We start from the raw sequence: 26,878 nt of genomic DNA, 5'->3' as shown, positions 1-26,878 counted from the left end.
CCGGCTCGTCCGCTCAGCGCCACTCCACGCCGAAGGCCCGCCAGGCGTTCTCGGTCAGGATCCGCGCCACGAGCTCTTCGCCCACGGTGAGCTCCAGTCGTGGCCGCACCCGCCGCAGCAGATACGGCATCCCGGGCCCACCGTCGACCGAGCGGGCCGCGGCGGTCGTGGTGTCGCCGCCCAGCAGCAGCCGGTCGCCGAACCCGGCCTCGGCGAGCGCCCGTACGGCGTCCGGCATCCGCCAGTCCGTGGCGTGGTGGGCCCGGGACGGGCCGTCGAACGCCAGGTAGCAGCCCGACTCGGCGGCCTGGCGGTGCGCGACGACGTCGGGGGAGCGGTTGAGATGTCCCAGGATCACCCGGTGCGGCGGCACGCCCAGCTTCCCGCACAGCAGGTCGAGGACGTCGAGCGCGCCGGTCCCGAGTTCGAGGTGGACGGCGATGGGCGCGCCGGTCGTGTGGTGCGCCTCGGCAGCGGCGGCCATGGTGCGGCGGGCGTGCGCGTCGAGGCCGTGGAAGCCGCCCGCGACCTTGACGAACCCGGCCCGGACGCCCGACGTGCCGATGCCCTCGGTCAGTTCGGCGACGAACACCTCGGCCAGCTGCCCGCGTAACGCGGCCGGCGTCGCCTCGTCGTAGTGCACGTCCTGGTGCAGTCCTGTCGCCGCCACGATGTGCACCCCCGTCTCCCGGGACAGCGGCGGCAGATCGGCCGCACGCCGCCCCAGCCCGTACGGCGTCCACTGGACCACCGCACCCCCGCCCTGCGCGCGGAACGCGGCCAGCTCGGCCCGCGCCGCCGGCACACTCCGCAACTCCTGCCCGGGCAGCCGCGGACTGCCGAAGAAGAGGTGGTCGTGCGCGTCGCACACGCCGAGGTGCTCCGGCGGTACGTCCCCGAGCACCGTACGGACGGAGGTCACCACTGCCGGCCACCGGGCAGGGCGGCCCGCCCCGGCGCCGACACGTGCAGCACCTGGAACAGGTCGCCGTCGGCCTTCACCGAAGCGAACTCCGCGTGCTCCCACAGCGAGAAGTGCACGGTCTCCCACCGGCTCGTGTCGACGGCCGCCGCCGCCAGCACCGCCCCGTCCTCCCGGGCGAGCCGTCCGGCCTCCTCCGCCGCCTCCCGCATGGCCTTCCCGTACACCGCCCCGTCCGGCACGGGCCGTCGCCGCCGTACCGCGAACCGGGCGGGGGAGCCGGCGGCCACGCCCTCCTCGTACGCGAGGCCCGTCCACTGCCGCACCGCCGGGCGCCCGAAGTCGTCGCTCAGGCCCTGGAAGGGCCCGCCCCACAGGAAGGCGTTCATGCCCTCCACGGTGTTCCACAGGTAGAACGGGGCGTACTGGCTGACCGGCGAGCCGTGCACCCCGCGCTCGCGCAGCAGGTACGTCTTGACGCCGAGGCCGGCCCAGTCGTCGAGCCGGTGCCCGACGCGGGACACACGCGCGCGGATGATGCCCGTGTCGTAGTCGGCGGGCAGCGTCAGTTCGTACTGCATGGCGTGCATGTGCGGCTCCTCGGGCGGTGGGGTGGTCGTGCGGGTCGACGTACCTGTCGGAAGGACGGGGAGGTCAGGACGTCCCGGGAGTTCCGGAAGCCCGGGAACCCGCTGAAGCCCGGGACGTTCGCGGGGCAAGGAGGGACAGCAGCCCCTGGACCCCGGCGTCGAAGGCGGCCGGCGAGCCGGAGGCGCGGGCGAGCACATAGCCGCCCTGCACGGTGGCGACAACGGCCGCGGCGATCTCCTCGCCGTCCACCTCGGGCCCGAACTCGCCCCGCGCCTTGCCCTCCTCGACGATTCCCGCGAGCCGCCCGCGCAGCCAGCCGATCGTCGCGTCGACCGGCGCGCGCAACTGCTCGTTCGCGACGACGTCCGGATCCATGGTCAGCCGCCCGATCGGACACCCGCGCAGCACGTCACGCTCTCGCAGCAGATACGCCTCGATCCGCTCGTACGGCGTGCCCGGCCCCCCGAGTACTCCCTCGGCGGTGGCCCGCATCTCCTCGGCGGTCCGCCGGATCGCCGCCAGGGCGAGATCCGGCTTGCCCTGGAAGTGGTGGTACATGCTGCCCTGCCCGGCACCGGCCCGCTCCAGGATCGCCCTGGGGCTCGTGCCCACGTAGCCGCGCTCCCAGAGCAGCGCGCGGGTGGACTCGATCAGTCGCTCCGAAGTGCTCATGCCGACACTGTACATACTAGTAGTTACAGAAGCGTGTCCGCGGCCGTCCCTGATCGGCGCCGTGACGCTCGCTCCCGCGCCGTACGGCTGGCCGCGGGCGCGCAGGGGAGCCGCCTGCCGGCGGACCGTCGGCTACGCCCCTGCCACTGTGGGCCGTGGCCTGCTGGGAGCCGGTCCCGCCCACCGCGTCCGGCCCGGCGGCCGGCCTGCTCCTCGGTGCCTGCCTCGGCGGGGTCCGTGAACGCGCGTCTTCTCACGGAGTCGCAGCGGAGGGGTCGCAGCCGAGTGACCCCTCCGTTCCGTACGAGGAGGGGTCACCGCCCGGTCAGCCGGCCACGGCCGACCGGGCGGGAGCGTGTGCCGGAGTGCGGCCGTCGACCGCGACGACCTCCGGGAACAGACGCGCGCCCTGGCCCGCGGTCGCACGGCGCGGCGGACGCGCCACACGGTCGCGCGCGGCGAGGGTCGTCGGCAGGGTGAACCACACGACCTTCCCGGACTCGCCGTCCGGTCTCGCGCCCCAGCTCTCGCTGACCGCGGCCACCATCGCGAGCCCGCGCCCGCATGTGGCGAGGGCGTCGGCGTTCGTGATGTCCTCCACCACCGGAAGCCGCGGGTCGTGGTCGCGCACGGAGACGGTGAGCCGGTCGAGCAGCAACTCCATCTCCACCGTGCACGTCTTGTCGGGCTGGGCGTGCAGGTGGACGTTGGTCAACAACTCCGTCACACCGAGCGCGGCCCGGTCTATCAGGGGATCCAGATGCCAGTAGCGCAACTGCGCCGATACGATTCTGCGGACCTGGCCGATCCGCGACGGCAGGGCTTGAAGCTCCACCGTGCAGTGCCTGCTTGGGTTGCTGATCACGGCTGCGACTCCCCGACGTGAGGTCCGGAAGAACACGGAGTTCGGATCGATCGGAGCAGTGCGTCTGCGCGAGGCGGCCGCCTGCTGTCGTGGCCGGCGGGCTGGTTCGCAGCGTTATCGCCGGTAAACCCAGAGTGACGTGAGACTAGCGTGACGCAAGGGGTCCGGGACCGCAACTCGCCGTCAGGTCCCGACCACCCTGCGCGGCCGGCTCAGTCCCCGCGCCCGGCCGCCCTGCGCACGGCCTCGATGAACCGGCGCGCCGCGGGCGGTCCCGGCTCGCCCGGCGCGGGATCGTGCTCCCCGAGGGTCAGCAGGTACCGCTTGCCGTTCAGATCGGCAAGTGCTCGGTCCTCCGGCGCGAACCAGGGCTTGGAGGCGCGGACCGCCTGCACCGGCGCGCTGTCGATCTCGCTGCCGTAGCTCGTGAGCAACTCCAGCCGACCGTCGCTGATCCGGACCTGTCCGGCCCGGGTGAGCGAGCGCAGTCGCTTCCCGATCCGCACGCCCGTCGCCGTGAACTCCGGCTCCGCCATGCCCCGCCCCCTTGCCCGTGGGTGTGCCGGCCCGGGTGTGTCCCCCTCGGCCGGGCAACCAGCTCGTGTCGCGATCCAGTGTGCGCCCCCGTCCGGGACCTCCGTCCCGCCGGGTGCAGTCTGCCCGCGCACGGCGTCGAGCACCAGTACGCACCCCACGCGGTCCGGGGCGGTCGGAGCACTCACGCGAATGCGCCCCCACTCCGTGCGCCCCTCGCCCCCAGAACCCTCTTTGAGCCCCTCAAAGATGCGTTTATGCAGGTGGGAAGCGGTGCGGAGGGTGCTTATGATCGAAGCGTCGGCCGCGTGAGGCGCCGTCGGCGCGAAGCACGAAGGAGCCCCGCCGTGACCACACACCAGCAGACCCCGACCGGCGCCACCCTCGACGTCGACCGCAGCGACGCCGCCTACCGAACGTGGCTCAAAGAAGCCGTGCGCAAGGTCCAGGCCGACGCCAACCGTTCGGCCGACACCCACCTGCTGCGCTTTCCGCTGCCCGAGCGGTGGGGCATCGACCTGTACCTCAAGGACGAGTCGACCCACCCCACCGGCAGCCTCAAGCACCGCCTCGCCCGCTCCCTCTTCCTCTACGGCCTGTGCAATGGCTGGATCCGGCCGGACCGCCCGGTGATCGAGGCGTCCAGCGGTTCGACGGCGGTCTCCGAGGCGTACTTCGCCAAGCTGGTCGGCGTGCCCTTCATCGCCGTCATGCCGGGTACGACGAGCGCCGAGAAGATCCGCCTGATCGAGTTCCACGGCGGCCGGTGCCACTTCGTGGACGACTCACGGAAGATGTACGAGGAGTCCGCCCGCCTCGCGGTAGAGACCGGCGGTCACTACATGGACCAGTTCACCTACGCCGAACGGGCCACGGACTGGCGCGGCAACAACAACATCGCCGAATCCATCTTCCGCCAACTGGAGTTGGAGCGGTTCCCGGAACCCGCGTGGATCGTCGCCACGGCCGGCACCGGCGGCACCTCCGCGACCCTCGCGCGCTACGTCCACTACATGCAGCACGACACCCGCATCTGCGTCGCCGACCCGGAGAACTCCTGCTTCTTCGAGGGCTGGACCACCGGCGATCCGGACGTCACCTGCGACTGCGGCTCCCGTATCGAGGGCATCGGCCGGCCCCGTATGGAACCGAGCTTCGTGCCCGGCGCCGTCGACCGGATGATGAAGGTCCCGGACGCCGCCAGCGTCGCCGCCGTCCGCGCCCTGGAGCGGGCCATCGGCCGCAAGGCGGGCGGCTCGACCGGCACCGGCCTGTGGAGCGCGCTGAAGATCATCGCCGAGATGGTCGCCGCGGGACGGCAGGGCAGTGTGGTCACCCTCTTGTGCGACCCGGGCGACCGCTACCTCGACAAGTACTACTCCGACGCCTGGCTCGCCGAACAGGGCCTGGACATCGCTCCCTACACCGCGGCGATCGACACGCTGCTGGCGACGGGCGTGTGGCCGGACTGACGGAGCCGCCGGGGGACACCCGAAGGCACCGAGGCAGCCGCCGCGGGATGGATGCCCGAGGGCCTGACGGAGCCGCAGTGGGTGGATGTCTTCACACACGGTCCATCCCCGCCGTCCCTGGTCGGCCACGACCGAGGGCGTGGAGGAGCCGCCGTGGCATGGATGCCCGGCGCTGCTGAAGGAACCACCGAGGTGTGCATCTACGACGCTTCCGACGCGCGCCGCCGGACCGGACGCCCTGCCGTACCCGACGCAGCCACCGCAGGTCGGATGCCCTGCCGTACCCGACGCAGCCGCCCCGCAGGTCGGATGCCCTGACGCCGTACGGACGCGATCGGGCGCGACGGCCCGCCGGAGCTCGGCCGAAGCGTTACGACGGTGTCGCGAGCGTCCGGTCCAGCCGTGTCACCGCGTCGCGGAAGGTCCGCCCCATCCCCGCCCGGGCAAGCCGCATCACCCCCCGGAAGGCCGCCGTCCCGTCCGCGGCGAACGTCCACTGCACACGCGTCCCCGCCCCGGCCGGAGCCAGGCGCCACTCCTCGACCAGCGCCCGGACGCCCGGCGCGTCGGTGACGTCGACCCGGTAGGCGTACACCTCCGGCGCCTCCGCCACCAGCACCGTCTCCCGGAAACGCGTCCCGCCCCGCAGCCGTACCTCGCGCCCCGCGCCGCCGTCGACCGGCCGCGCCGATGTCACCGCGGGGAACCACGCGGCCCAGCCGGGCACGTCCTCGGCGAGGGCCCGGAAGACCCGGTCAGGGGGAGCGGACACCTGCTGTGCGAAGACCAGCCGCACGGGCGCGGCTCCGACGAAGCCGAGCCCCTCGGGCCGTAGCCGACGAGCCATGCGCGCAACCTCCTCAGCACCGAGGAAACGGGTGCGTCACCCTAGCTGGCGCCCTGTCAGATGTCTGCACCCTCGCCGGCCTCGCCCGCGACCACCAGCCGCCGCAGGTGCTCGGAGATCTCCGCGCGTGCCTCGGCCGGCAGACCGGAGTCCGTCACCAGCGTGTCCACCTGCTCCAGCGCCGCGAAGGAACTGAGTCCGACCACACCCCACTTGGTGTGGTCGGCGACCACCACCACCCGGCGCGCCGACTGCACCAGACGGCGGTTTGTCTCGGCCTCCGCCAGGTTCGGCGTCGACAGGCCGGCCTCCGCCGATATCCCGTGCACGCCGAGGAACAGCATGTCGAAGTGGAGCGCCGCGATGGCCTGGTCGGCCACCGGGCCCACCAGCGAGTCGGACGGCGTGCGCACCCCGCCGGTCAGCACCACCGTGGCGGCGCCCTGCCGGGGGCCGGAGGCGCGCTGCGCCACGTGGAAGACGTCGGCCACCCGCACCGAATTGGTCACCACCGTCAGGTCCGGCACGTCGACGAGCTGGTGCGCCAGCGCGTACGTCGTCGTACCGCCCGACAGCGCGATGGCGCTGCCCGGCGCGACCAGCTCCGCAGCGGCCCGCGCGATGTCCTCCTTGGCGGTCAGCTCCAGGCCCGACTTCGCTTCGAAGCCCGGCTCGTGCGTACTCGCCTCCACCACGGGCACCGCGCCGCCGTGCACCTTCTCCAGGACGCCCTGCCGGGCCAGCGCGTCGAGATCGCGCCGCACCGTCATGTCCGACACGCCGAGCTTGCGGGTCAGCTCGTTGACGCGGACGCCGCCACGGCGCCGGACCTCGTCCAGGATCAGGGCGCGGCGCTGCTCCGCGAGGAGGTTCTGATTCTCACTCACGTACGCTCCGGTCCTCTCGCCTCAAGCCGATCCACTCCGTCCGACACGCCCGCACACCTGCGACGACGAGGACATTGTGCCGGTCGGCGGGTGTGGGCGTCCCATCCTCGCACGGGCCGGCACCGGTCGCGCCACCCCCCACCCGACGCGTGCATGCCACATCCCCGTCATCCGCCGGTCCCGTTCGTCACACGGATCGGGGGAGATTCGGTGACAACCGGTGTGCAGGGGCCGTCCAGCGGAGATCCTGGTGGCCGCACGCACACACATATTCGGCAGCGCGTCACGGGGGAAGTGCGAGAACAGTGGAACGTGCACAGGAACGTGCCGTCACCGGCCGGCAGGCCCGAGCCGCCCTGGAACTCCTGGTCCACGGCGTGGGCGGGACCACGCCCGAGAAGATGCTGAACGATCCACGCACGGTGCGGATCACCGGCGACGACACGGCCGCCGTGTTCCGCCGCGCCGACGAGGTGGACGCCGACCACGCCGACGGGACCGCCACCGGCGGCCCCCGGGACCGGCCGGTCCCCGAGGCCTACGTCTGGTGCAACCTGACCTCCGGCAACGGCACCCGAGCCCTGTGGCTGCTGTTACTGCCGTTCATGGTGGTGAACCTCGCCCACTGGATGCGTCCCGCGGCGAGGGAACGCACCCGCGCCGTCCGCCTCTACGGCCTGCTGGTGCGGCTCGCGGGCCTCAGCCTGACCGTGCTGCTCGTCGCCGCGGCCTGCGAGGTCGCCCTCGACCTGACGGCCTGGCAGTGCGCGGGCACGCGCGCGTGCGCCGAGCGGCACTCCTGGCTGGGCTTCCTGTCGCCCGCCGTGAGGGACGACGGCTGGTGGACCCTGCCCGGCCGCCGCCTCGCCCTCGCGGCCCTGATCCCGGCCGCCCTCACCGGCCTCCTGTGGTACCTCTCCCACCGCACCTGGCGGGCCTACGAGTCCCAGGAGCCCCCGAACGGCAAGCCCGAGCGGGAGGACGTGCTCGGCCACACCGCCCTGGGCCGCCCCGGCTTCTGGTACGGGCGCCGACTGGTGGCCCGGCTGCGCGCGGCCCACACCGCGGCCGGCCTGCTCACCGTGGCCGCCGCGGTCGGCACGGCCGCCGCCCGCGAGGACCGCCGGCCGGGCGGCCCCGCCCTCCTCGACACCCTCGGCCGGCTCCTGGAAGTCTCCCTGGCCGCCGGCGCGCTCGCCACGGTCTGGGTGGTGTGCCGCCGGGGCCGCAGCGAACGCCGTCTCGACCGCGAACTCGACACCCACCTCGTACGCCACCTGCCCCTCGGCTGCCTCGCCCTGCTCGCCCTCACCCTGGTGTACGCCGGCTGGCAGCGCCCCGGCTGGGAGTCGGCCGGACGTCTCCCGGGCGACGTGACCTTCGGCGGCATCGCCCTGACCCAGGGCGCCCTGGTGATCGCCCTGGCCGTCGTCGCCTCCGTCCTGCACCACCGCTCCGCCCGCGAGCCGGAAGCGCGAGCCGCACTGCGGGGCCTGGGCGGGCCCGCCGTCGCGATGCTGGCCTGCGCGCTCGGCGGCGTGATGTCCGGCGGCGTCTCCCAGCGCGTCTCCGACTGGCTGGACGGCACCGGCACCTCCCTGCCCGGCCCGCCGGTGCTGCTGACCTGGCAGGCGTCCGTGATCCCGGTGGTGCTGATCGTGCTGCTCGTCCTGGGCGGTCTGCTCGGCCGCGACGCCTGGCGCCTGGCGCGGGCCGAGCGCGTGACGGTGGCCCGTGAGTACGGCGTCGACCCCGGCGACCCGGCCCGCACCGGGCGCATCGCCCGCGCCCGCGCGATGGCCACGCTCACCGACCGCGCCCCGCTCCTCGTCGCGGTCACCTCCACCGCGACCCTGCTGCTGGGCGCGGGCGCCCTGGTCGGCGCCTTCGCCACGGGCCGGACGCCCACCGGGGCCACCGAGGGCGCCCACCCCTTCGTCCAGGGCGCCGCCCAGACCGGCCACGCGCTCGGCTCCTGGCTCATCGGGCTCGGCTTCCTCCTGTTCGTCACCTGGGGCAGGCGCGCCTACAAGGACGCCTCCGCGCGGCGCACCATCGGCATCCTCTGGGACGTCGGCACCTTCTGGCCGCGCGCCGCCCACCCCTTCTCCCCGCCCTGCTACGCCGAACGCGCGGTGCCCGACCTGACCTGGCGCATGGTCACCTGGACCCGCGCCACCGGCGGCCGCCTGGTGATCTCCGGCCACTCCCAGGGCAGCGTCCTCGCCGCCGCCGCGGCCTGGCAGCTGAAGGCCGCCGACCGCCGACGCGTCGCGCTGCTCACCTACGGCTCCCCGATCGAGCGCCTCTACGGTCGCTGGTTCCCGGCCCACTTCGGTCCGGCCGCGCTGAACGCCCTGCACGAGGACGTCGACTGCTGGCGCAACCTCTACCGGCTCACCGACCCCATCGGCGGCCCGGTCCGGCTGTCCGGCGACAGCTGCGGTCCCGAGGTCGACCGCGAGCCCCTCGCGGACCCGCTCGAGTACGGCCGCACCGCGGACCACCCCCTGCCCGCGCCCATCCTGGGCCACTCCGACTACCAGGCGGACCCGGCGTTCGCGGAGGAACGCGAGCGCCTTTTGATGCGACTGCGGTCCGCGGTCCCGGCGCAGGGCGGCGGCGACCCGCGGTGCTGAGCCGTGCCTCCCGGATCAGCACGACCCGGGGCCGCGGCGCCTGGCCGACGCGCAGGTGCGCGCCAGGCCCCGCGGCCCCGGGACGATCCGAAGGACTCGGCCTACGGCAGCTCCGGCAGGTCCTCCGCGTACAGCAGCGTCAGATCGTCCGTGCTGGGCTCGGCCACCTGCGCGACCCGGCTCGCGTGCCGCTCCACCATCGCCTCGAAGGTCTGGCGCGCGGTACGGCCGTTGCCGAAGGCGGGGCCCTTGGGGATCTCCGTGAAGTACTTCACCAGCGCCTCGGCGGTGCCCGGCGCGAGCCGGTACTCGTGCTCCTCGGCCTGCTGCTCCACGATCCGCAGCAGTTCCTCGGGGCCGTAGTCGCCGAAGGTGATGGTCCGTGAGAAACGGGACGCCACACCGGGGTTCACCGAGAGGAACCGCTCCATCTCGGCGGTGTACCCGGCGACGATCACGACGACGGCGTCCCGCTGGTCCTCCATCAGCTTCACCAGCGTGTCGATGGCCTCCTTGCCGAAGTCCCGCCCGGCGTCCTCCGGCGACAGGGCGTACGCCTCGTCGATGAACAGCACACCGCCGCGCGCCCGCTCGAAGGCCTCCTGGGTGCGGATGGCGGTGGAGCCGATGTGCTCGCCGACCAGGTCGACGCGCGACACCTCGACGAGATGGCCCTGCTCCAGAACGTCCAGCGCGGCGAGGATCTCGCCGTACAGGCGCGCGACCGTCGTCTTGCCGGTGCCGGGGGAGCCGGTGAAGACCAGGTGGCGCTTGACGGACGCCGCCTTCAGGCCCGCCTGTTGCCGGCGTCGGCCCACCTCGATCATGTCGGTCAGCGCCCGCACCTCGCGCTTGACGCTCTCCAGACCCACCAGCGCGTCGAGTTCGCCGAGGACGTCCTTCGAGGTCCGCACCGGTCTCCCGGGTGCATCGGCGGCCGGTGGCACCTCGGGTACGCCGGTCCGCTGCTCGGGGACCGCGCCGAAGAGCCCCGCCGACGGCGGTGTCGTCTGGACGGCCGTCTCCCGCCCCGTCGCCGGTGTGCGCGCGCCGGCGCTCTCGTCGCTCGTGCAGTCCTCGACCACGGGACCCGAACCGGCCGTCGCCTCCGCGCCGCCGTCCGCGAACTCGTAACCGCCGCGGGCGCACCGCTCGGTGCGGCACTTGCGCAGCGTCGTACGGCAGCCGTCTATCACGTGGAAGCCGTAGCCGCCGCTGTTCGTCACCCGGCAGTTCAGGAAGCTGCCGCGGCCCCCGGCGGACACGTAGAAGCCGGCTTCGGCGGGCGAGTCGACCGTGCAGCGCTCGACGGTGGGGTCGGCGCCCTTGGTGACGATCACGCCGGTCTGGGTGGCGTCCACGGTGCAGTTGCTGAGGGTGCCGCCGCTGCCGTGGTCGCGGAACCAGGCGCCGGTCGCCGCGTCCCGGATGCGGCAGTCGTCGAGCTGGGCGGTCGCGCCGTCGCTCACCGACACGGCCGTGTTGCGCACCTGGGACAGGTCGCTGTCGACGACGTCCGCGCGCGAGCCGCGGTCGAGGACGAACAGCGCGTCCGGCACGTCGTGCACCCGGCAGGAGTCGAGCACCATGGTGGCGCCGTCGCTGACCCAGACGGCCGGGTAGTCGCCCGTGCTGTCGAAGATCTCGCACTGGTTGGCGTCCACGTGCGTGCCAGGATCCCATACCGACAGGCCGTTGCGCCCGAACTGACGCACCGTCGTCCGTGTCAGCGTCAGAACCGAGCGCGAGCGCAGGTCGATCGCGTTCTCCGGGATGTCGTGGATACGGCAGTCGGCCAGGGTGAGCACGGCGTCCGTGTCGAGCGTGACGCCGTCGGCGGTGGTGCGGTGGACGTCGCAGTCGATGAGGTGCGCGGTGGCCCGGGCGGTGATCTGCACGCCGCTGCCACGGACCTCGTAGACCTCGCACCCCACCGCTTCCAGCGCGGAGTTGTCGCCGGTCGCGCTCAGTCCGGCACCCGAGGCGTGGTGCACCCGGCAGCGCTCCAGACGGGGATGGGCGCCCCCGCGCACCGCGACGCCCGCCTGTCCGGCCGCGACGACCTCGCACTCCTCGAAGACACCGCCGCCGCCGTCGACCACGGCGATGCCGATGCCGGCCGGGTTGTCGACGGTGCACCGCCGGGCGGTCGGGCGGGCACGGCCGCGCACCTCGATGCCGGCCGCGGACCGCGTGACGATCCGCAGATCGAGCAGTTCCGGCGCGCCGTCCTCGACGAGCACCGCGGGCGCGGCCGCGTCCTGGCCCTCCACGTGCAGGTCCTGGAGGATCGCGGAGGCGCGTACGGTGAGCGGCACCCCGTCCAGGGGTGCGATGCGTACGGAACCGGGCGAGCCCTCGGGCCCGCGCAGGGTCACGGCCCGCTGCACGACGAGGTTCTCCCGGTAGGTGCCGGGAGCGATGGTGAGGACGTCGCCCTCGGCCGCGGCCTCCAGGGCGGCGGCGAGCGATGCGTACTCACCCGTGCGGCGCCGCCACCGCGATGTGCCGGTGTGCGTCACCTGGACCGTGCCCTGTGCCATGGCGTTGCTGTGCCCCCACCTCGGTCGTGCTGATGGCTCGTTCGCCTGCGGGGCGCTGAAACCGGTGTCGGGACCGTGACCGTGGTCAGCCCCTCGGGCTTCCGCGCGCTCACGCTCTCATCACCGGCGCACCCTACGGCTCCCTCGCGCGCGGGTTGATGCCAAATGCTTCGGCCGGTCCACCGTAGCGTGCGCGCGGGCGGTGGGTTGACCAGAGACGCGACGCTGTCAGCTGCCGGTCCCCGTACGGCCCCAGTCCGGCCCCGCACGGTCCCATGCCTGGTCCCAACGGGCGTACCGGCGGCGAACCATCCGCCAGACGATCAGTCTTCGGCCGCCCTCGACGGCGCCCGCGGTGAGCAGGGCGGCGCCGAACCCGGCGAGGACGGCGTGTGTCGTCGCCGTGGCGGAGTCGAGCGGGCGGGCCACCAGACGGCCGTGCCCGTCCGTCCATATCGCGAAGTGGTCGCCGGGCTGCGGGGACTCGAGGCCCGCCAGGACCGCGCCGTGGCGCGCGGTGCCGTCCGGGGCGGTCCAGTCGGCGATCACCCGGGTGCGGGCTTCCCGCCCGGAGGCGCTCTCGGGGTCCGCCTCCAGCAGCGAACCGTCGAGCCTGCGCACCACGGTGGCCGTGACCTGGTGGCGCGACTCGCGCTGTTCGCGGACCGACTGCTGCAACGCGTCCTGGGCGGCGGCGCCGACGAGCGCGCCCACCACGGGCGCGACGAGGAGGATCAGGAGCAGCGCCGACAGCGCGACCCACGCCTCGACCACATCCGTCGTGCGGCACAGCGGGTTGTGCCGCCAACGCCAGAGTCCACCGATCGCTCGCACCGTCCCGCACCCCCTTTCCGCTCCGTGATAACCCCCCGTCGAGCCGTTCACGCGCGGGACCGGTCGAAGAGAGAGCGAAATCACCTGCGACCGGGATGTCCCATGAGCGTCTCAGAACGGCGAACGGCCAAGGCACGAGCGGAGGTTCCGCATCCGACGGTCCGTCGGACTCGGCCGGAACTACCCGGCGATCGTGACGGGATCGCCGACCCGGATGGTGCCGCGGGACAGGGGCACCAGGTTCTGTCCGAAGATCAGCCTGCCGTCGAGGCGACGGTGCCGGCCCAGCGTGTACAGGGGTTCCTTGCCGCGGCCGGCGGTGGCCTGGTCGGTGGTGGTCACGACACACCGCCCGCAGGCCTTGGCGACACGGAAGACGACCTCGCCGATCGTCAGCCGCGACCAGCCGTCCTCGGCCCACGGCTCGGTGCCCGTCACGACCACGTTGGGCCGGAAGCGGTTCATCGGCAGCGGACCCTCCGCGGCGTGTCCGCCCTGTGCGACCAGGGAGTTGAGGGCGTCGAGGGACGCGCTGCTGGTGACCAGCAGCGGATAGCCGTCGGCGAACGTGACCATCTCGCCGGGCAGCGCGTACTCCGGGTCGACGGCGCGTCGCGTCGCGGGGTCGTCCATGTGCACCAGACGGACGTCCGTGCCGAGGTGGGCGCTGCACCAGGCGTGCGCCGCCTCGTCGGCGAGGACCCCCTCCACCTTGTCGCGGAACATCTCCAGCGAGACCGTCCCCACCGGCTCCGGCACCCGCACGGTCAGCGGCTCGAGTCCGGGCGCGGACAGACGGAGGCCGCCGCCGGGCAGGAGCTCGGCGGCGGCCAGCGCGAGGCGCGGCTGCTGGCGTTGCGTGACGACCTTTCCCCCGTCGTCGATCAGCGCCCAGCGTCGGTCTCCGGCCAGCCCCCAGGGCTCCACGACGGCCTCCCGGGGCGACTGGCCCCGGAACGCCTTGACCGGATGAACGTGAATCGACAGCAGCTGCGCATTCCCCATGCGGTCATCCTGCCAGGCGGCACGGACGACCTCCGGGTCGGCTCAGTAGCCGCGGTACTGCTGGTTGTTGTACGGGTCCTGGTACTGGGGAGCGGCGGGCCGGGGAGCCGCGGGGCGCATCGCCTCGTAGCCCGTGCCGGGCGCCGCCGGGCGCGGTTGCTGATGCGCCTGCGGACCGGGGTAGCCGCGCGGCGCGGTGGCCTGCGGCGGGATGTAGGCGGCCGGGGCGTGCTGCAGTGGGGCGGGCTGTTGAGCCTGCGGGTAGCCGTAGGAGGGCTGGGACGGGGCCGCCGGGAGGGCGGGCAGCGCCGACGGCAGGGCGGGCAGGCTGCTGCCCGTGTCGTAGGCGGCGGGGACCCGGATCGGGGCGATCTGCGGGGTACCCCGCTCGGCCACGAGTGAGTCGTAGATCGGAGTGTCCGGGAAGGAGGCGGAGTAGTAGCCGCCGCCATAGGTGGAGCGGGGGGAGGTCATGGCACATAAGTTAAGCCCACGATGTGCTGGTTGGGGAGACCGATAAGAGGGTTGATTTCCGTGTCGGCGGTGACTCCGGACCCTCAATGCGAGCGAACGTGGGAAAAAGGGGCGGCAATCGTGGCCTGGATCGTGTAAAGGCCGAGTTCCGGGCGGGTTACCGGTGGTTGGGCGGGCGTGTTCCCGCGGTACGGGTGAGGTCGCCGTGCGGCCGGACAGGTTGACCGGGTAAACAACCCGAACGGGTGCCGGGGCTCGCGGCCCGGCGCGAAGACACGTGATGGGGGCGGACATGTCAATGTCGAAGGGATCCAACGCTGCGGTGCCGACGGCGCCGCTACGGGTCGAGGTGGCCTGGCGTTCCGGACCGGGCGTGCCCGACGCGGACGCCTCGGCGCTGCTGCTCGCCGGCGGAAGGGTCCGGTCCGACGGTGACTTCGTCTTCTACAACCAGCCGGCACACGCCTCCGGCGCGGTCCGCCACGAGGGCAAGCGGGACGTGGGGGGCCGGGTGACCGACACCTTGCTCGTCGATCTCGCGCGCGTGGAGCCCACGATCGAGACCGTCGTCCTGGCCGCCTCGGCGGACGGCGGCGCGTTCGGACAGGTGCCGGACCTCTCCGTCGAGGTGCGGGACGCGGCACGGAACACCGTGGTGGCCCGGTTCGACAGCACCGGCGCGACCGTCGAGACGGCGTTCGTGCTGGGCGAGTTCTACCGCCGTCAGGGCGCCTGGAAGTTCCGTGCCGTCGGCCAGGGCTACGACAGCGGCCTGGCGGGCCTGGCGACGGACTTCGGCATCACCGTCGACGAACCACGGCACACGGCGCCCCCGGTGACCGCGTCGCCGCCTCCCCCCGTGACGATGCCCGCCACGGTTCCCCCGCCCGTCCACCACGCCCCGCCGCCGCCTCCCGCACCGCCCACCGCACCCGTCCGCCTGACGAAGGTGACGCTCACCAAGGCCGCCCCGTCGGTGTCGCTGACCAAGCAGGGCGGCACCTCGGGCACCCTGCGCGTGAACCTCAACTGGGAGGTGCGCAAGCAGTTCTCCGGCTGGGGCGGCAAGCGCGGACGCGCCGTCGCGCTCCACAACGACCTCGATCTCGACCTGTGCGCCCTGTTCGAACTGGCCGACGGCCGCAAGGGCGTCGTCCAGTCCCTCGGCAACGCCTTCGGCGCCCTGCACCAGCCGCCGTACATCCACCTCGACGGCGACGACCGCACCGGTGCCGTGGCCGTCGGTGAGAACCTCACCGTCAACCTCGACCACAAGGACGACTTCCGGCGCATCCTCGTCTTCGTGACCGTCTACGAGGGCGCCCGGTCCTTCGCCGGCCTGCACGCCACGGTCACGCTCCAGCCCCAGCACGGCGCCCCGATCGACTTCTCCCTGGACGAGTGCACCGTCCCCTCGACGGTGTGCGCCCTGGCGCTGATCACCCACCACGGCGGCGACCTCATCGTGCGGCGCGAGGCCCGCTACCTGGTGCCCGAGCGCGGGGTGAGCCCGCAGCGGACCGTCGATCACGCCTACGGCTGGGGCATGAACTGGACGCCCGGCCGCAAGTAGGCCCCTCCGGGGTTCAGCCCTCGTCGGCCATCGCGTCCGGACGTGGGTAGGTGCGGCCCTTCCAGGCCGCACCCCGCCCCCGCTGGTGCTGCACCGCGGAATCCACCGTCATCAGGAGATAGAGGAACGCGGTGAACGGCAGCAGCGGAGCGAGCCACAGCGGCTGGCGGTAGTGGCGGAGCATCGGGACGTACGTCCCCGTCATCACCAGCCACGCGGCGCCGCCGAGCGCCGACGCGGCCGGGTCGCCCAGGGCGAGCCCGGCGAGGAGGGCGAGCGGCGGCACCAGGTACACCAGAGCCAGGCCCAGCACCGTCCCCGCCAGCACGAACGGGTTGTGCCGCAGTTGCGCGTAGGCGCTGCGCGAGACCATCCGCCACAGATCGCGCAGCCCCGGATACGGGCGCACGCTGTCCACGCGGTCGGCCAGCCCCAGCCAGACGTGACCGCCGCCCGCCTTCACGGCGCGCGCGAGCGCCACGTCGTCGATGACGGCGTGCCGGATGGCGTCCGGGATCCGGGCCCGCTCGGCCGTCTCCGCGCGCAGCAGCACACAGCCGCCCGCCGCGGCCGCCGTTCGCGCACCGCGCCGGCCGATCCGGCGGAACGGGTACAACTGCGCGAAGAAGTAGACGAAGGCCGGCACGACCAGCCGCTCCCACCGGCTCTCCACCCGCAGCCGCGCCATCTGCGAGACGACGTCGAAGCCCCCGGTGCGTGCCGCCGCCACCAGGTGCCGCAGGCTGTCCGGCGCGTGCGCGATGTCGGCGTCCGTCAGCAGGAGGTATTCGGGGCCACGCGCGCGTGCCAGGCCGATGCCGTGCCGCACCGCCCACAGCTTCCCCGTCCAGCCCGCGGGCGGCTCACCCGGCGAGTCCACCGTCAGCGGCAGCCCGCGGTGCCGCCGTGCGAGCTCGCGGGCCAGCTCCGCGGTGCCGTCGCAACTGCCGTCGTCGACGAGGAAGACCTCCGCCCGCCCCGGATAGTCCTGCGCGAGCAGCGCCGGCAGACTCGCCGGCAGCACCGCCGCCTCGTCGCGCGCGGGCACGACGACACAGACCGGCGGCCACTCGCCGGGCTCGCGGCGCGGCGGCAGCCGGACGTCCGTGCGCCAGAAGAAGCCCTGACAGAGCAGCAGCCACAGCCAGGCGGAGAGGGATACGGCGGCGGTCCACGCGATGGCGCTCACGCGCGGAGTCTGCCCCACCGGACCGGGCGGTAAGGGCACATCGTCTAAGGTGGCCGGGTGAAGATCGCGCTCATGGACTCCGGAATCGGGCTGCTGGCGGCCACCGCCGCGGTACGGCGCCTGCGACCCGACGCCGATCTCGTGCTGTCCCTGGACCCCGACGGCATGCCCTGGGGACCGCGCACCCCACAGGACCTCACCGCGCGCGCGGTGGCCGTCGCCGAGGCCGCCGCCGCTCATCGCCCCGAGGCCCTCATCGTCGGCTGCAACACGGCCACCGTGCACGCCCTGTCCACCCTGCGTGCCCGCCTCGAACCGGGCATCCCGGTGATCGGCACCGTCCCCGCGATCAAGCCCGCCGCGGCCGGTGGCGGCCCGGTGGCGATCTGGGCCACGCCCGCCACCACCGGAAGCCCCTACCAGCGGGGACTCATCCAGGACTTCGCCGACGGCGTCACCGTCGCCGAGGTGCCCTGCTGGGGACTGGCCGAGGCCGTGGAACACGCGGACGAGGCGGCGATCGACGCCGCCGTCGCCGCGGCCGCCGCGCTGACCCCCGACGACGTGACGACCGTCGTCCTGGGCTGCACCCATTACGAACTGGTCGCCGACCGCATCCGCGCCGCCGTCCAACGCCCCGGCCGCCCGCCGCTCGTCCTGCACGGCTCGGCCGGTGCGGTGGCCGCGCAGGCACTGCGCCGCATCGGCGCCCGCCCCGAGCCCGGCGCATCGGCCCGGGGCGCCGTGACCGTGCTGCTCAGCGGCCGGGAGGGCGTACTTCCGGCGCCCGCCCTCGCCTACGCGGAAGGCCGACTCCTCCAGGCGGTCAGCCCCGCTCAGTGACCGCCGGCCGGTGACCGGACCCGCCGGTTCCCGCCGTCGTCCGGCCGGCGCAGTCACCCTCCGCGACCCGCTACCGGCGGAGCGAAACGTGAGTAGTCTCATCAATATGAGGGACCACCACCCCCACGACGAGAACGCCCCACATCCCGACGTCTGGCACGGACGCGCCACCAACCGCTTCCAGTGGCTGCTCGCGCTCGTCGGTGCGGCCTGCATGGCGCTCGGCATCCAACTGGCGGTCGACTCCGCGTGGACGTCCGGTGCCGCGCCGCTGGTCATGTCCGTCGTCGGCTGCATCGCCGCCGGACTGCTGGTCCTCTTCGGCACCCTCGCCTTCGTCCACGTCGACCTGAAGCTCGACAAGGAGTCCCTGGAGATCCGCTGCGGCCACATCGGTCTGCCGCGCCGCCGCATCCCGCTGGCCCATGTCGCCGGAGCCGACTTCGAACCGCACGTCACCCCCCGCCACTGGGGCGGCTGGGGCTACCGCTGGCGACCGGAGAGGGGCACCGCCGTCGTCGTACGGCGTGGTGAGGGCGTGGTGCTGCGGCTCTGGGACGGCCACACGTTCACCATCACCGTGGACGACGCCGAGTCGGCCGTACAGGTCATCAGGGACCGGCTGCGGCAGGGCACGCCCGGCGCGGCGCGCTGACTCAGACGGCCGGACGGTCGTGACGCGGGCGCGGCTCCCTCCCGATCCGCGCGGGCGCCTCGGTCGCCGTCGGCTCGCCGGTGAGCGGACGGGCCGTGGCGAGGCCCGCCAGCAGACCGGCGCCGACCGACACGGTGGTGAAACTGAGCGCGTTGCCGACCGCGGCGACGGTGGCCAGCGCCGTGAGCGCGGCACCCGCCGTGAGCACGACCGGCGTCGGCCGCGCGGCACGCCACAGGGCGAACAGCACCCAGCAGAAGGCCGCCGCGAGGAGCAGCACACCCACGACCCCTTGTTCCGCGGCCATCTGCAGCGGCGCTGAGTGCGGCTTGCCGTCGGACAGGGTCGACTGCGCGGCCGTCGCGCTCAGCTCCCCGAAACGTCCGGGGCCCGCGCCGAGCCCGATGTCGTCGTGCGCCAGGCGCAGGGCGTCGCGCCACAGGGCGACCCGGTGGGGCGTCAGCTGGTCCTCCAGGGCGGCGGCGAGTCCGCCGGACAGCGCGTTCCCGGCGACAGCCCAGGTCAGGCCGGTCACGGCGGCCGCCGCCAGGGCCAGTCCCGCGAGGCCCGGCCCGCGGTGCCGCGTGCGGCCGGCGGCCAGGGAACACAGCAGCACGGCGCAGCAGGTGACCACCGCCGTCGTCGAGCCCAGTGCCGCGCCGGCCACCGCGATGCCACCGGCCAGCAGGCGCAGGGCGAACCGCAGGACGGGCAGGGGCGTGGCCCAGGCGGCGCAGCACGCGGCACCGGCCGACAGGGTCAGCACCGCGGCCGTGGCACCCGCGTGGCCCAGCGGCGCGGCGATCTCGGGCCCTGGGGCCAGCCGGGGCGGGGCCGTCGTCAGGGCGAGCCCGGCCAGTGCCGCCGCACAGGGCGCGGCGACGGGCAGGAGCACGCCGAGGATCCGGCCCGCCGCGTACCCGGCGGCCACGGCCAGCACCGCGAGCAGGACGCCCTCGGGGCGCCCGCCCTGCGCGGCGGCGGTGATCAGCGACCAGGTGGCACAGGCGCCGAGCACCATCGCACCCGCCGCGTCAGAAACGTTTCGTCTTTCCCCGTCCGCGTCCTGACCGGACGCGGACGTCATCCCCGTGGACCCCACGCCGTCCCCCTGAATCCGGTCGCCCCCCGACCGTGACATGCCCCGGACGCCCCGCGCGACAGGAGCTCTGGCACACCGTAACGGCTGATGGACGGTTTGTGGATGTGTCGCACCGGGTTGCGCCCGACGAGGGGGCGGCCGCCCCGTGGACCGTGCTGTCGGCCAAAAGGTCACCCGCCGTACACTCCCGGAGTGACCGTCACCGCAACTTCCGTGGGCCGGCAGGACCAGCTGGAACCCCCCACCGCGCCGTCGCGCGGCGCCCGGTTCCTGCGCCTCCTCCCGGCCGCCGCAGCGGCACTCTCCGGAGTGCTGCTCTACGTCAGCTTCCCGCCGCGCACCCTGTGGTGGCTGGCCCTGCCGGCCTTCGCCGTCTTCGGCTGGGTGCTGCGCGGCCGTGGCTGGAAGGCGGCGCTCGGTCTCGGTTACCTCTTCGGCCTCGGCTTCCTGCTGCCACTGCTGGTGTGGACGGGCGTCGAGGTGGGCCCCGGCCCCTGGCTCGCCCTGGTCGCCATCGAGGCGCTCTTCGTCGCGCTGGTCGGCGTCGGTGTCGCCGCGGTGTCGAAGCTGCCGGCCTGGCCGGTGTGGGCGGCCGCGGTCTGGATCGCCGGCGAGGCGGCACGCGCGCGTGTGCCCTTCCGTGGCTTCCCCTGGGGCAAGATCGCCTTCGGGCAGGCGGACGGCGTCTTCCTGCCGCTCGCCGCGGTGGGCGGCACCCCCGTGCTCGGCTTCGCGGTCGTCCTGTGCGGTTTCGGCCTGTACGAGGCCGTCCGCGTGGGCCTGGACTGGCGGCGCACGCGTGAGCTGCGGCGGTCGGCCGCCGCCCTGGCCCTGCTCGGCGTGGCCGTCCCGGTCGTGGCGGCCGTGGCCGCCCGGCCGCTGGTGAGCGACAAGGCGGAGAACGGCACCGTGACGGTCGCCGCCGTCCAGGGCAACGTCCCCCGTCTCGGCCTGGACTTCAACTCCCAGCGCCGGGCCGTCCTCGACTACCACGCGCGCGAGACGGAGCGGCTGGCCGCCGAGGTCAAGGCGGGCAAGGTGCCCCAGCCCGACTTCGTGCTGTGGCCCGAGAACTCCTCCGACATCGACCCCTTCGCCAACGCGGACGCGGCCGTGGTCATCGAGAAGGCCGCCGAGGCGATCGACGCGCCCATCTCGGTCGGCGGGGTCGTCGAGCGCGACGGCAAGCTCTACAACGAGCAGATCCTGTGGGACCCGGCCAAGGGCCCCACCCAGACCTACGACAAGCGGCAGGTCCAGCCCTTCGGCGAGTACCTGCCGCTGCGCTCGTTGATCGGGGCCATCAACGACAACTGGACCTCGATGGTCCACCAGGACTTCAGCCGGGGCGGCAAGCCGGGCGTCTTCGACATCGACGGCACCAAGGTCGGCCTCGCCACGTGCTACGAGGCGGCCTTCGACTGGGCCGTGCGCGACACCGTCACCCACGGCGCCCAGCTGATCTCCGTGCCCAGCAACAACGCCACCTTCGACCGCAGCGAGATGACCTACCAGCAGCTCGCCATGTCGCGGGTGCGCGCCGTCGAACACAGCCGGACCGTCACGGTGCCGGTGACCAGCGGAGTCAGCGCGATCATCATGCCGGACGGGAAGATCACCCAGAAGACCGGCATGTTCGTCCCGGACTCCCTCGTCCAGAAGGTGCCGCTGCGCTCCTCGGAGACGCCCGCGACACGCCTCGGGATCCTCCCCGAGATCGCCCTGGTGCTCGTCGCCGCGGGCGGCGTGGGCTGGGCGATCGGCGCGGGGGTGCGCGGACGCCGGGCCTAGGCCGTGGGGCCTGCGGAGCGCGCGGGGGAGGGGGTACGGCCAGGCTGTGAGCCCTCGTGCGTCCCTCCACGAGCCCCCGGGCGAGGGAGGCCGGGCCGGTTAGGGTCGGGGCATGTCGACTCCTGACTTCATCCGTGAGATCCGGGCCAGCGCGGGCCACCAACTGCTCTGGCTCCCCGGCGTCAGCGCCGTCGTCTTCGACGACGCGGGCCGGGTGCTGCTGGGACAGCGCGCGGACAACCACCAGTGGACCGTCATCACGGCCATCCCCGAGCCGGGCGAGCAGCCCGCCGACTGTGCCGTGCGGGAGGTGTACGAGGAGGCGGGCGTGCACTGCGTGCCCGAGCGGGTCGTCCTGGTCCGCTCCGGGAGGCAGGTCGAGTACCCGAACGGCGACCGGTGCCAGTTCATGGACATCACCTTCCGCTGCCGGGCCGTCGGCGGCGAGGCGCGGGTCAACGACGACGAGTCCGTCGAGGTCGGCTGGTTCGACGTGGACGCCCTGCCGGTGATGCACGAACGGCAGCTCTTCCGCATCAAGCAGGCACTGTCCGACGAACCCACATGGTTCGAAACCACGAGTTCCGAATGAACTGTGGGGTGTGACCACATGGGGCGGAGGTCGGGCGCTGCCTAGGGTCGAACCATGACCACGCCCCCCGCCGCCCCGGGTCCCCACGCCCCATCGCTCGACCTCGGCGGTCGCACCGCCCTCGTCACCGGCGCCGCCGGCGGCATCGGCCGCGCCTGCGCGCTGCGGCTGGCGGCCGCCGGGGCCAAGGTGCGGGCGGTCGACCGGGACGCCGAGGGCCTGGAAGCGCTCGCCGAGAACTCCGCCGGCCTGCCGGGTGCCGTCGAGCCGCACGTCCTGGACCTGACGGACCTCGACGCCGCCGAACACGCCGCCGCGGGCACCGACGTCCTCGTCAACAACGCCGGGCTGCAACTCGTCCGTCCTCTGGAGGAGTTCCCGCCCGACGTCTTCCACACGGTGCTCACCGTGATGCTCGAGGCGCCGTTCCGGCTCATCCGCGGCGCCCTGCCCCACATGTACGGGCAGGGATGGGGCCGTATCGTCAACGTCTCCTCCGTGCACGGGCTGCGCGCCTCGGCCTACAAGTCGGCGTACGTGGCCGCCAAGCACGGGCTGGAGGGCCTGTCCAAGACCGCCGCCCTCGAAGGCGCCCCCCACGGCGTGACCTCCAACTGCGTGAACCCCGCCTATGTGCGCACCCCCCTCGTGGAGAGGCAGCTCGCCGACCAGGCGCGGGCACACGGCCTGCCCGAGGAGCGGGTGCTGGCCGAGGTGCTCCTGCGGGACAGTGCCGTCAAGCGGCTCATCGAGCCGGCGGAGGTCGCCGAGGCCGTCGCGTATCTGTGCGGCCCGCAGGCGTCCTTCGTGACCGGCACCTCGCTCGTCCTCGACGGCGGCTGGACCGCGCACTGAGCGGCCCGCCACACGGCGGATCCGGAGTTTTCCACAGGGCTGACGGGCCGGCCCGGTGATGAGGAATCCTGTGAGCATGTCCCGCGATCACGTGGAGCCCGTCGAGCGCTCCGTCAGCGATGCCGAGGCGCCCCTGGGCGCCGAGGCGGCCCCGGGCGCTCCCGACGGCGTCGAGGCGCCGTACCTCGAGCTGCTCGCCCGGGGCGCGGCCGCCGAGGCGTACGAGCGTCCGGTGCTGCTCGCGCGGGCCGAGGGACGGCCCGCCGAGCGGATCGCGGCGCTCGAACACGCCAAGCTGCTCGCACTGCGCGTGCGCTCGGAACTGGAGGGCCGCCGTCGGCGGGAGGCCGAGCTGTCGGCGCTCTTCGAGACCGCCCACGACCTGGCGGGCCTGCGCGACGTGGACGCCGTCCTGCAGGCGATCGTGCAACGGGCCCGCTCACTGCTCGGCACGGACGTCGCCTACCTCAGTCTCAACGACCCGGTCAGGGGCGACACCTACATGAGGGTCACCGAGGGCTCGGTCGCCGCCCGTTTCCAGCAGTTGCGCCTCGGGATGGGGGAGGGGCTCGGCGGCCTGGTCGCCCAGACGGCACGCCCGTACGTCACCGACGACTACTTCCGCGACGACCGCTTCCTGCACACGGCGACCATCGACGCGGGCGTGCACGACGAGGGCCTGGTGGCCATCCTCGGCGTACCGCTGACCCTGGGGGCGAACGTCATCGGGGTGCTGTTCGCCGCCGACCGGCGTGCGCGGGTCTTCGAGCGGGAGCAGATCGCGCTGCTCGGCTCCTTCGCCGCGCTGGCCGCGGCCGCCATCGACACCGCCAACCTGCTCACCGAGACCCGCTCGGCCCTGGCCGGCCTGGAGCGCGCCAACGAGATCATCCAGGACCGCAGCGCGGTCATCGAGCGTGCCTCCGACGTCCACGACCGGCTCGCCGAACTCGTCCTGCGCGGCGGCGGGGTCCACGACGTGGCGGCCGCGGTCGCCGAAGTCCTCGACGGCACGGTCGAGTTCACCGAAGCCGCCGCCGCACCGGCCGACGCCCTGGAGACGTCCCGCGCCGAGGGGCACGCGGTGCGGCACGAGGACGACTGGATCGCCGCCGTCGCCGCCGGCGGAGAACTGCTCGGCGCACTCGTCCTGCGCGGCCACCCCGGCCTCGACCCCGTGGACCAGCGCACCCTGGAACGCGCCGCGATGGTCACCTCCCTGCTGCTGCTCGCCCGGCGTTCCGCCGCAGAGGCCGAACAGCGCGTGCGCGGGGAACTGCTGGACGACCTCCTCGACGCACGCGACCGCGACCCGCGCCTGCTGCGCGAGCGCGCCTCCCGGCTGCACGCCGACCTCGACGCCACCCACGTCGTGCTCGCCGCCCGCCTGGACTGCGCAGCGGCCGACGCCGACCAGGAGGCAGCCGCCCGCCGGCGTCTGTGGGCCGCCGCCTCCCACCTCGCCGCCACCCGGCACGGTCTGGCCGCCGCCCGCGACGGCGGCACCGTCCTGCTGCTGCCGCTCGACCCGGGCGACACCGCGACGGAGGTGGCCCGCCGCACCGCCCGCCACCTCGGCACCGCCGTCCACGAGGCCGTCACCGTCGGCGCCTCCGCACCGGTCCGCGGCCTCGCCGCCCGCCCGGACGCGGTGGTCGCCGCCTACGAGGAGGGCCGCCGCTGCCTGGACGCCCTGCGGCTGCTGGGCCGCTCCGGGGACGGGGCGGCCGCCGAGGACTTCGGCTTCCTCGGGCTGCTGCTCGCGGGGGACCGGGACGTGACCGGCTTCGTGGACCGCACGATCGGCCAGGTCGTCGCCTACGACGAACGGCGCGGCACCGACCTGGTGCGCACCCTCGACGCGTACTTCGCCTGCGGCATGAGCCCGGCCCGCACCAAGGACGAACTCCACGTCCACGTCAACACGGTGGCCCAGCGCCTCGAGCGCGTCGGCCGTCTCCTGGGCGACGACTGGCACAGCCCCGCCCGCGCCCTGGAGATCCAACTCGCCCTGAGACTCCACCGACTGGCGTCCCCCATACCGCACTGACCCCCGGACGCGCGGCGGGCGTCCGGGGGCGGGACGTGCGGGCGGTCGGGCAATCGGGCCGCCGGGCGTACGGGGGCGGCGCGGGCCGACGGGATGAGACCCGACGGGATCAGACGGCGCGCACGTCCGCCGCCGGGGCAGGCGCCCGCTCCGCGTCGGCGGAGGGCTCGACGTCGGTCAGGTCGCGGTGGCGGGTCTCCTTGGCCACTCCCACGGCGACGACCGTGAGGAGGGCCGCGGCGATCACGTACAGGGCGATCGGGGTGGAGCTGCCGTAGTCGGCCAGCAGCGCGGTGGCGATGAGGGGCGCCGGCGCGCCCGCCGCGACCGAGGCGAACTGGGCGCCGATGGAGGCGCCGGAATAGCGCATCCGGGTCGCGAACATCTCGGAGAAGAAGGCGGCCTGGGGCGCGTACATCGCCCCGTGCAGCACCAGACCGACGGTCACGGCGAGGACGAGGCTGCCGAAGCCGCCCTTGTCGACGAGCGCGAAGAAGGGGAACATCCACAGGCCGACGCCGACCGCGCCCATCAGGTACACGGGACGCCGCCCGATCCGGTCCGACAGCGCGCCCCAGGCCGGGATCACCGCGAAGTGCACGGCGGAGGCGATCAGTACGGCGTTGAGGGCGGTCTGCTTGGAGACGCCCGCCGAGGTCGTCGCGTACACGAGGATGAACGCGGTGATCACGTAGTAGGAGATGTTCTCCGCCATACGCGCCCCCATGGCGACCAGCACATCACGCCAGTGGTGGCGCAGCACGGCCACGAGCGGCAGCTTCTCGGCGGCGGCCGTCCCGGTCGCCCTGCGGGCCTCGGCCTGTGCCAAGGCCGCGCGGAAGACGGGGGATTCATCGACAGACAGACGAATCCACAAACCGACGATCACCAGCACACCGGAGAGCAGGAACGGAATCCGCCAGCCCCAGCTGCCGAAGGCGGCGTCCGACAGCACGGCGGTGAGCAGCGACAGCACACCCGTCGCGAGCAACTGCCCCGCCGGGGCCCCGGTCTGCGGCCACGAGGCCCAGAACCCGCGCCGTCGCGCGTCCCCGTGCTCTGACACCAGCAGCACGGCCCCGCCCCACTCGCCGCCGAGCGCGAAGCCCTGCACCAGACGCAGCACGGTCAGCAGCACCGGCGCGGCGGTCCCGATGGTCGCGTGCGTGGGCAGCAGCCCGATCGCGAAGGTCGCGCCCCCCATCAGCAGCAGGCTCAGCACCAGCAGTTTCTTGCGCCCGAGCCGGTCCCCGTAGTGACCGAAGACCAGCGCCCCGATCGGCCGCGCCGCGAACCCGACGGCGTACGTCAGAAAGGACAGCAGCGTGCCGACGAGCGGGTCGGAGTCCGGGAAGAACAGCTTGTTGAAGACGAGGGCGGCCGCGGAGCCGTAAAGGAAGAAGTCGTACCACTCGATGGTGGTGCCGATGAGACTGGCGGCGACGATGCGCTTGAGGTTGGCGGGGGGTGGGGGAGCGGTTGTTGCGGAGGTCATGCGCGCCACTTCCTCGTGTGTGGTGGGGACGGGTGGGTGTTCGCACACGGTAGGAATTTGCTGGTCAGGGGCACATGTGGTGGTACTACACAGTTCGGGGGCGGGGTGTGCGTGTTGCGCCTATGTCAGTGCTTGGGGGGCCACCTTGAGGGCTTGGGCGGCGGAACGAACCTGTCCGTGTTGCGTACTTCGGGTGATTTGGCGGGGGCGTGCTGACTCCCGTGCTGACTTGGTGCTGACTACGCTCCGTTGAACTCGGACATGTGGTGGTCAACCGCGGAGCGTCGTTCTGCCACGGGTGAGCGGGACGCCCCGGATGAGGGTGAGGCCCTCTACTGCGGCCTTGCTGGCGACTTAGAGGTCCTAACAAAGGCGTTGGACGTGTCGGTGGGTGATCAGGCAGGCGGCGAGGCCGAGGAAGGCCTCGTGGATGTCGTCGCGGCGTTCC

At 73.5% G+C, this 26,878-nt stretch carries 24 protein-coding genes; 10 read left to right on the top strand and 14 right to left on the bottom strand.

The features are described 5' to 3' along the window. Positions 1 to 13: 13 nt before the first annotated feature. The 5 genes from ACF1A1_RS29285 to ACF1A1_RS29265 all read right to left on the bottom strand — a co-directional run bounded on the left by ACF1A1_RS29285 (position 14) and on the right by ACF1A1_RS29265 (position 3,586). A complete protein-coding gene (locus ACF1A1_RS29285) occupies positions 14 to 922 on the bottom strand; it encodes a phosphotriesterase (protein WP_392004013.1) in 909 nt (302 codons plus the stop codon). Beyond that, complete coding sequence (locus ACF1A1_RS29280; protein WP_392004012.1) at positions 919 to 1,512, bottom strand: DUF4865 family protein; 594 nt, start codon at positions 1,510 to 1,512, stop codon at positions 919 to 921. Before ACF1A1_RS29280 ends, ACF1A1_RS29285 begins: the two co-directional genes overlap by 4 nt. Positions 1,513 to 1,576: 64 nt before the next feature. Further along, entirely contained in the window at positions 1,577 to 2,200 is a 624-nt protein-coding gene (locus tag ACF1A1_RS29275) for a TetR/AcrR family transcriptional regulator (protein WP_392004011.1), read from the bottom strand. Between the two features lie 310 nt (positions 2,201 to 2,510). After that, the gene (locus ACF1A1_RS29270) at positions 2,511 to 3,050 is read right to left on the bottom strand and encodes an ATP-binding protein (protein WP_392004010.1); all 540 of its coding nucleotides are present in this window, start codon (positions 3,048 to 3,050) and stop codon (positions 2,511 to 2,513) included. Between the two features lie 212 nt (positions 3,051 to 3,262). Then, on the bottom strand, positions 3,263 to 3,586 hold the full coding sequence (locus tag ACF1A1_RS29265) for a hypothetical protein (protein WP_392004009.1): 324 nt from the start codon (positions 3,584 to 3,586) through the stop codon (positions 3,263 to 3,265). A gap of 345 nt (positions 3,587 to 3,931) precedes the next feature. On the opposite strand from ACF1A1_RS29265, the gene ACF1A1_RS29260 reads away from it, so the two are divergent. Beyond that, entirely contained in the window at positions 3,932 to 5,056 is a 1,125-nt protein-coding gene (locus ACF1A1_RS29260; RefSeq protein WP_392004008.1) for a PLP-dependent cysteine synthase family protein, read from the top strand. Positions 5,057 to 5,426: 370 nt separating this feature from the next. Here ACF1A1_RS29260 and ACF1A1_RS29255 read toward each other — a convergent pair whose 3' ends face one another. Together ACF1A1_RS29255 and ACF1A1_RS29250 are read right to left on the bottom strand one after the other, a co-directional pair. Next, the gene (locus ACF1A1_RS29255) at positions 5,427 to 5,903 is read right to left on the bottom strand and encodes an SRPBCC family protein (protein WP_392004007.1); all 477 of its coding nucleotides are present in this window, start codon (positions 5,901 to 5,903) and stop codon (positions 5,427 to 5,429) included. 56 nt (positions 5,904 to 5,959) lie between these two features. After that, complete coding sequence (locus tag ACF1A1_RS29250) at positions 5,960 to 6,790, bottom strand: DeoR/GlpR family DNA-binding transcription regulator (protein WP_392004006.1); 831 nt, start codon at positions 6,788 to 6,790, stop codon at positions 5,960 to 5,962. Positions 6,791 to 7,095: 305 nt separating this feature from the next. On the opposite strand from ACF1A1_RS29250, the gene ACF1A1_RS29245 reads away from it, so the two are divergent. Beyond that, positions 7,096 to 9,429: a hypothetical protein gene (locus ACF1A1_RS29245; RefSeq protein WP_392004005.1), complete on the top strand. Its 2,334-nt coding sequence runs from the start codon at positions 7,096 to 7,098 to the stop codon at positions 9,427 to 9,429. Between the two features lie 101 nt (positions 9,430 to 9,530). On the opposite strand, the gene ACF1A1_RS29240 is transcribed toward ACF1A1_RS29245, so the two are convergent. From ACF1A1_RS29240 to ACF1A1_RS29225, 4 genes are all read right to left on the bottom strand, one after another. After that, positions 9,531 to 11,972, bottom strand: a complete 2,442-nt coding sequence (locus tag ACF1A1_RS29240) for a right-handed parallel beta-helix repeat-containing protein (RefSeq protein WP_392004004.1) — start codon at positions 11,970 to 11,972, stop codon at positions 9,531 to 9,533. Positions 11,973 to 12,200: 228 nt separating this feature from the next. Further along, entirely contained in the window at positions 12,201 to 12,806 is a 606-nt protein-coding gene (locus ACF1A1_RS29235; RefSeq protein WP_392004003.1) for a hypothetical protein, read from the bottom strand. A 180-nt stretch (positions 12,807 to 12,986) separates the two neighbouring features. Next, complete coding sequence (locus ACF1A1_RS29230) at positions 12,987 to 13,811, bottom strand: MOSC domain-containing protein (RefSeq protein WP_392004002.1); 825 nt, start codon at positions 13,809 to 13,811, stop codon at positions 12,987 to 12,989. Positions 13,812 to 13,853: 42 nt separating this feature from the next. Next, positions 13,854 to 14,285 carry a DUF6643 family protein gene (locus ACF1A1_RS29225; RefSeq protein ID WP_392004001.1) on the bottom strand — a complete coding sequence of 144 codons (432 nt, stop codon included), beginning with the start codon at positions 14,283 to 14,285 and terminating at the stop codon, positions 13,854 to 13,856. A gap of 292 nt (positions 14,286 to 14,577) precedes the next feature. Here ACF1A1_RS29225 and ACF1A1_RS29220 point away from each other — a divergent pair, with 292 nt between their 5' ends. Further along, positions 14,578 to 15,858: a TerD family protein gene (locus tag ACF1A1_RS29220; RefSeq protein WP_392004000.1), complete on the top strand. Its 1,281-nt coding sequence runs from the start codon at positions 14,578 to 14,580 to the stop codon at positions 15,856 to 15,858. A gap of 13 nt (positions 15,859 to 15,871) precedes the next feature. Here ACF1A1_RS29220 and ACF1A1_RS29215 read toward each other — a convergent pair whose 3' ends face one another. Next, complete coding sequence (locus ACF1A1_RS29215; protein ID WP_392003999.1) at positions 15,872 to 17,065, bottom strand: glycosyltransferase; 1,194 nt, start codon at positions 17,063 to 17,065, stop codon at positions 15,872 to 15,874. A 39-nt stretch (positions 17,066 to 17,104) separates the two neighbouring features. Here ACF1A1_RS29215 and ACF1A1_RS29210 point away from each other — a divergent pair, with 39 nt between their 5' ends. Together ACF1A1_RS29210 and ACF1A1_RS29205 are read left to right on the top strand one after the other, a co-directional pair. After that, positions 17,105 to 17,890 (top strand): glutamate racemase, encoded by a 786-nt coding sequence (locus tag ACF1A1_RS29210; RefSeq protein WP_392003998.1) that lies wholly within the window; start codon positions 17,105 to 17,107, stop codon positions 17,888 to 17,890. 106 nt (positions 17,891 to 17,996) lie between these two features. After that, positions 17,997 to 18,545, top strand: a complete 549-nt coding sequence (locus tag ACF1A1_RS29205) for a hypothetical protein (protein ID WP_392003997.1) — start codon at positions 17,997 to 17,999, stop codon at positions 18,543 to 18,545. Position 18,546: 1 nt separating this feature from the next. Here ACF1A1_RS29205 and ACF1A1_RS29200 read toward each other — a convergent pair whose 3' ends face one another. Further along, entirely contained in the window at positions 18,547 to 19,566 is a 1,020-nt protein-coding gene (locus ACF1A1_RS29200) for an O-antigen ligase family protein (RefSeq protein ID WP_392003996.1), read from the bottom strand. A 273-nt stretch (positions 19,567 to 19,839) separates the two neighbouring features. Between ACF1A1_RS29200 and lnt the strand changes: the two genes are divergently transcribed. The 4 genes from lnt (at position 19,840) to ACF1A1_RS29180 (ending at position 24,935) form a co-directional block, all read left to right on the top strand. After that, a complete protein-coding gene (gene lnt, locus ACF1A1_RS29195; RefSeq protein WP_392003995.1) occupies positions 19,840 to 21,438 on the top strand; it encodes an apolipoprotein N-acyltransferase in 1,599 nt (532 codons plus the stop codon). Between the two features lie 112 nt (positions 21,439 to 21,550). Next, complete coding sequence (locus tag ACF1A1_RS29190; protein WP_392003994.1) at positions 21,551 to 22,030, top strand: NUDIX domain-containing protein; 480 nt, start codon at positions 21,551 to 21,553, stop codon at positions 22,028 to 22,030. Between the two features lie 54 nt (positions 22,031 to 22,084). After that, a complete protein-coding gene (locus ACF1A1_RS29185) occupies positions 22,085 to 22,885 on the top strand; it encodes a 3-hydroxybutyrate dehydrogenase (RefSeq protein ID WP_392003993.1) in 801 nt (266 codons plus the stop codon). Positions 22,886 to 22,961: 76 nt separating this feature from the next. After that, positions 22,962 to 24,935 (top strand): helix-turn-helix domain-containing protein, encoded by a 1,974-nt coding sequence (locus tag ACF1A1_RS29180; protein WP_392003992.1) that lies wholly within the window; start codon positions 22,962 to 22,964, stop codon positions 24,933 to 24,935. Between the two features lie 109 nt (positions 24,936 to 25,044). On the opposite strand, the gene ACF1A1_RS29175 is transcribed toward ACF1A1_RS29180, so the two are convergent. Further along, positions 25,045 to 26,430: an MFS transporter gene (locus ACF1A1_RS29175; RefSeq protein ID WP_392003991.1), complete on the bottom strand. Its 1,386-nt coding sequence runs from the start codon at positions 26,428 to 26,430 to the stop codon at positions 25,045 to 25,047. A gap of 249 nt (positions 26,431 to 26,679) precedes the next feature. Here ACF1A1_RS29175 and ACF1A1_RS29170 point away from each other — a divergent pair. Then, on the top strand, positions 26,680 to 26,878 hold a 199-nt coding region (locus ACF1A1_RS29170), incomplete at its 3' end, for a hypothetical protein (protein WP_392003990.1).

Source organism: Streptomyces sp. NPDC014995 (assembly GCF_043080745.1).
Lineage (GTDB): Bacteria > Actinomycetota > Actinomycetes > Streptomycetales > Streptomycetaceae > Streptomyces.
This window is presented reverse-complemented; position numbering and strand designations above follow the sequence as displayed.

What these genes read in the sequence shown, in the direction of transcription:
- ACF1A1_RS29230 (WP_392004002.1), bottom strand. Translation starts at nt 13,811, where the DNA reads ATGGGGAATGCGCAGCTGCTGTCGATTCACGTTCATCCGGTCAAGGCG.
- ACF1A1_RS29275 (WP_392004011.1), bottom strand. Translation starts at nt 2,200, where the DNA reads ATGTACAGTGTCGGCATGAGCACTTCGGAGCGACTGATCGAGTCCACC.
- ACF1A1_RS29185 (WP_392003993.1), top strand. Translation starts at nt 22,085, where the DNA reads ATGACCACGCCCCCCGCCGCCCCGGGTCCCCACGCCCCATCGCTCGAC.
- ACF1A1_RS29190 (WP_392003994.1), top strand. Translation starts at nt 21,551, where the DNA reads ATGTCGACTCCTGACTTCATCCGTGAGATCCGGGCCAGCGCGGGCCAC.
- ACF1A1_RS29175 (WP_392003991.1), bottom strand. Translation starts at nt 26,430, where the DNA reads ATGACCTCCGCAACAACCGCTCCCCCACCCCCCGCCAACCTCAAGCGC.
- ACF1A1_RS29225 (WP_392004001.1), bottom strand. Translation starts at nt 14,285, where the DNA reads ATGACCTCCCCCCGCTCCACCTATGGCGGCGGCTACTACTCCGCCTCC.
- ACF1A1_RS29240 (WP_392004004.1), bottom strand. Translation starts at nt 11,972, where the DNA reads ATGGCACAGGGCACGGTCCAGGTGACGCACACCGGCACATCGCGGTGG.
- ACF1A1_RS29205 (WP_392003997.1), top strand. Translation starts at nt 17,997, where the DNA reads ATGAGGGACCACCACCCCCACGACGAGAACGCCCCACATCCCGACGTC.
- ACF1A1_RS29220 (WP_392004000.1), top strand. Translation starts at nt 14,578, where the DNA reads ATGTCAATGTCGAAGGGATCCAACGCTGCGGTGCCGACGGCGCCGCTA.
- ACF1A1_RS29180 (WP_392003992.1), top strand. Translation starts at nt 22,962, where the DNA reads ATGTCCCGCGATCACGTGGAGCCCGTCGAGCGCTCCGTCAGCGATGCC.
- ACF1A1_RS29200 (WP_392003996.1), bottom strand. Translation starts at nt 19,566, where the DNA reads ATGGTGCTCGGCGCCTGTGCCACCTGGTCGCTGATCACCGCCGCCGCG.
- ACF1A1_RS29265 (WP_392004009.1), bottom strand. Translation starts at nt 3,586, where the DNA reads ATGGCGGAGCCGGAGTTCACGGCGACGGGCGTGCGGATCGGGAAGCGA.
- ACF1A1_RS29280 (WP_392004012.1), bottom strand. Translation starts at nt 1,512, where the DNA reads ATGCACGCCATGCAGTACGAACTGACGCTGCCCGCCGACTACGACACG.
- ACF1A1_RS29255 (WP_392004007.1), bottom strand. Translation starts at nt 5,903, where the DNA reads ATGGCTCGTCGGCTACGGCCCGAGGGGCTCGGCTTCGTCGGAGCCGCG.